Origin of the sequence: Frateuria sp. GZRR35, assembly GCF_051900415.1 — a bacterium.
Taxonomy (GTDB): Bacteria; Pseudomonadota; Gammaproteobacteria; order Xanthomonadales; family Rhodanobacteraceae; genus Frateuria_A.
Genome location: NZ_JBHZGL010000025.1, coordinates 1 through 4,071, shown reverse-complemented (window position 1 = coordinate 4,071; position 4,071 = coordinate 1). Strand labels below are relative to the sequence as shown.

Sequence of the window (4,071 nt, the reverse complement as noted above, 5' to 3'; positions counted from 1 at the left end):
GTCTCTCTCTATCGGGCCGAAGACCCGACCGGTTCCAACTGGGGCCTGTGGACGATCCTGTGGCTGGCGATCCTGGGGCATCTTCTGTTCTGGCTCTGGATCACCACGAAGACGCGCTCTCGGTGAAAAGTCGCGGCAAGGAGGTCAAGAAGCAGGCTCCAGAGTGCTGTCAAAGTCGACTCTGATATCTGTTCTCGGCCTGCGTCCAAGGACGCAATTGAGCGCCAAGGGGCGCGATGAAGGCCCGCGCCGCTAATGGAGGGCGAGTGTGCGCAAGGATCGGAATTCATGGTTGTTTGTGCTGGCGGGCTCAACGAACGAGGTCGGAGCCCCGTTCCTTGGCTCGGCAGAATGACCTCTCCTCGTCAGTGAGCAACAAAGGTGCCAGGGACAATTAACACCGGAAACAGTGGTCAGAGTGCACTTTTAAAGTCGACTCTGACCCCTAATTTTGCTTGGAAGCACGAAAACCAGGGGCAATATGTATCGAGTCATTTTCATCGCGCTATCGGGGTCAGGTTCACTTTCCCTTCCTGCTCGGCAATAAAGGGGGGGGCTGCATCTGTCGGCCCGACACGTGTTGGTTGGCTAGTTGGTTGTTCTGCTCATCGCCTGGGAGAGCCTGGCGATTCCTTTCGTTTAAGCATGGGGATCATGATGCGTCCGAGTATTTTGCTGGCAGCGGGACTGCTGGCGTCCACTGGTGTGGCCTCTGCCGACGATGGTCCGGTGACCATGCGAGGTCTCGGTATCGCTTCGTGTAACCAATACCTTGCGGTTCGCAAGGAAGAAGGCATTACCCCGAACAAGGTCGTGTACAACCAATGGGCGCAGGGCTTCATGACAGGGCTGAATGTCGCGCTCTACATGAACTTCAAGAAATATGCAGACCTTCCTGACACCGACTCGATGAATCAGCGCCTGAGTGCTTATTGTTCTGCCCATCCGCTCAAACCATTTCATGAGGCGGTATCAGACTTGATGGTCGAGAAAAGCGCGTCGTTTGAGAACTCGGCGGCCAAATAGGGAGCGAAACCCCCGGGAGACAGGGGTCAGAGTCCACTTTCATAAATTGGTTTCTGGCCGCGCTGCGCCGGAACCGCTGCGCGGTTGGAACAGAACAAAGGTGCCAGGGGCAATTTTGCTCAAAGCCACTCCGAATAAAGGGCGGAGGGAATTAAGCCGGGCCCAAAAAAAGGAGTCGATCCGCTGCACGAACGTAGCTGGTGCGGATCGATAGATAACGGGGTCAGAGCCCCTTATTGATACCGTCGCAGCAACCTCAGGTCATGGCATGAGCAACCCCACATCCCCTGCTGCCGTTTCTTTCCGCAGCGCTCTGCCGAGTGACGCCCACACGCTGCCGCCGATGGCGCGGCGGATCTTCGTCGAGACGTTCGAGGCACTAACGGGGCCAGGTTCACTTTCCTAGGACAGGGGCGTATGGGTAACGAGCATTTCAGCGATCCCACGTGGGTGCGCCGGCACACGAACGTCGCCGACTTGCTGGACGATGGCACGGAAAACGGAAGCGACCTGGGCGCGCCCGTGGGCAGTGGCGAACGAAAAAAGGTGTCAAAGACAATTAGCAGCCACGGAAAAAAGAGGCGTGGCTAGTTAAGTTGGCCGTCCTCCGGGTTTACGAGCCAGGTGGAATAAAGGGGCGCGGTCGAAAAAAGGTGTCAGGGACAAGACCGAAGGGGTCGGGTTCGTTTTCCGCGCTCTCACTTAAGGGGTGCAGCCTCTCAGCGGGGAAAATGGGGTCAAGTTCATTTTCTAGGCCTCGTAAATGAACCTGACCCCCATCTTTGGTAACGGCTAAGGTCGCGAGAAATTTCCAGGGTGAGACGATAGTGACGCCCCGCGCCTATAGTTTCGAGCGAGATAGAGCGATGGATGATTGACGTCCTGACGGCCGGCGGGGTGCAGATCCAATCAACGAGTCTCCTTAAGCTGACTTTGAACCTTAATGATAAAGAGGGAGAGGGCGGGCTCCCTCGAGTCACTGCAAGTCAGAATTGACATCGCCGCCGCTTGAGTGTAGACCCCAATCGTTCGTGGAGCGCAACCGTAGGATCTGGTTCTCTGCAATCAGTCCCTGAACGTTCGGAGGAGCGGCGATGAGGAAATTGTGCGCTGTATTTTCGGTATCGGGGTTATTATTCGTAACTGGGGGCTGCACCAACGCGATCTTTCACCAGCGCAACTTGGATGCTGGCCAGACGCAGATTTTCACCGTCGACGCAAAGCAGCGGTCCGTGCTGAGCACGTTAGTCCCCGTAGCGCCGCAACACACTAACCCGAGATCCGATTTGTCCCAGCAGACGGAAGCTCGGCGCCGTTTTTGCGCCGAACCTAGCCCAGATGTGTTCTCCGTTGTCGCGCAATCGCTGAGTGCCGGTGGCACCCTCAGCAAGGGGGCTGATCCGGCTACGCTGCAAGCTGCCCTGAATGCGGCATTCAGTTCTTCTGAGCAAGGCTCAACTATTCCGCGCACACAGACCGTCAATATGTTGCGTGAGCTTATGTATCGTACTTGCGAGCGATATCTGAGCGGCGGCTACGATGCAGCCGAGCTATCCGTCCAAGCTGTTCGGGACCAACGCCTGATGGTCTCAATACTAGCGATCGAACAGTTAACCGGAGCTGTTGCACCGAAGCCAGTCGTGATCGCCGCAACAGGAATGGGCGCTACTGGCGCATCAGGTGAGGCAGTTGTACGTCTTGACGACGCACGAAAAGCTCGAGACAAGGCAGCCGCCAATGCAAAGATCGCCGCTGCCGATTATGAGAACGTCAACGGCGAAAGTAAGGTCTGCGATGCTATTAAAGACAAGCCCGCAACTGAACTGACTGACGACCAGAAGACCAAGGTGGAACAGTGCGCTGCTAGAAGAGAGGCGCAGACCAAGGCCCTGGCTGATCAGACCTCAACGGCGGCGGCCTACGAAGAGCTAAGTTCGTTGGCGCGGTCGGGCGGGGTGACTGTGGCGACTAGCACTTCGGCAACCGCCCCAGGTGGAATCGACCGAGCTGACGTGAACAATGTAAGTGATGTCGGCAAAAGGGTTCAGGAAATTGTGGCGGCCAATTTTAATGATGGCACTGAGGTGATGTTGTTTTGCCTGCGAATGCTGAACAACGAGGCGGCAAAAGGCGCAAGTCCCCCACAGCAGGCTGATCTAAAGAAAGTGTGCGTTGACTATCTTGGCGAAAGTGTTCGGGCGCAACAATTGCGTCAGGCCGAGGGGGTTGCGCGTTCCGCGAGGATAGAACACGAGGGCACTGCCGCCAATTTCGAGAAGTTTTGGACACCTGCGCGGCAATCGTTGTTCGCGGACGCGGCTAAGCGCGCGACCTTCGCCGCCGATCTTCGGCCTATGCTTGCTCCCAGCGAATCAACTATCGCGGACTGCTTTGCCGCCGCAACCACGAAGGCGCAAGTCGAGACCTGCTTCGTGGCTCTAAGCCCTGCAGTGCAGCGGGAACTCACAAGATAATGGAGATCGCTTATATGGCGAAGATCTTTCGAGTGGTAGTGGCGGATTCCGAGTACGGTGTGTTACGAACTGCGCAAGATCGCGGCTGGACGGTCGTTAAACCGATACGTGAATTCACTGAGATCGACACTTTGGACGATATGTCCCTAGGGAATCCTGGCCGTCTGTTCGTAAAAACGGGTGGATTTGTTGCACTTGCTTACAAGGAGGCGACCTGACAACGGAATAAAAGGGGACAAAAAAGGGGGCAGGTTCATTTAATGGTCCGCACAAATCAACCTGACCCCTTATCTGTGGAACTGGAGGCCGAACCTGTTGGTGTGGTCCTTCGCTTCTACAACGTCACGCACCTCGTGCCGTGGGAGAATAACGGGGTCAGGTTCACTTTCTAGGCCTCGAAAATGAACCTGCCCCTCTTTCTTGCTGCCCCTCTTTCTTGCTCGGTGTTTGAGGTTGAAGCTCTGGACGTAACACTGGCCGAGGCGGCGCATGGCCATTGAAACGCCCCGGGCCGATGGGCCATCAACAAGAAGATGGACGTGGTTGTCCATGAGCACAAAGGCATGCAAGG

3 protein-coding genes and 1 pseudogene are annotated in these 4,071 nt (G+C 56.3%); 3 read left to right on the top strand and 1 reads right to left on the bottom strand.

Features of this window, described 5'->3' with window-relative positions:
- Positions 1-654 precede the first annotated feature (654 nt).
- The 3 genes from ACFWZ3_RS17215 to ACFWZ3_RS17205 all read left to right on the top strand — a co-directional run bounded on the left by ACFWZ3_RS17215 (position 655) and on the right by ACFWZ3_RS17205 (position 3,718).
- On the top strand, positions 655-1,026 hold the full coding sequence (locus ACFWZ3_RS17215; RefSeq protein WP_439708899.1) for a hypothetical protein: 372 nt from the start codon (positions 655-657) through the stop codon (positions 1,024-1,026).
- A 1,286-nt stretch (positions 1,027-2,312) separates the two neighbouring features.
- Positions 2,313-3,500: a hypothetical protein gene (locus ACFWZ3_RS17210; RefSeq protein ID WP_439708898.1), complete on the top strand. Its 1,188-nt coding sequence runs from the start codon at positions 2,313-2,315 to the stop codon at positions 3,498-3,500.
- A 14-nt stretch (positions 3,501-3,514) separates the two neighbouring features.
- Positions 3,515-3,718 carry a hypothetical protein gene (locus tag ACFWZ3_RS17205; RefSeq protein WP_439708897.1) on the top strand — a complete coding sequence of 68 codons (204 nt, stop codon included), beginning with the start codon at positions 3,515-3,517 and terminating at the stop codon, positions 3,716-3,718.
- A gap of 69 nt (positions 3,719-3,787) precedes the next feature.
- Here ACFWZ3_RS17205 and ACFWZ3_RS17200 read toward each other — a convergent pair.
- Positions 3,788-4,071, bottom strand: a pseudogene (locus ACFWZ3_RS17200) (hypothetical protein); the annotation flags it as partial.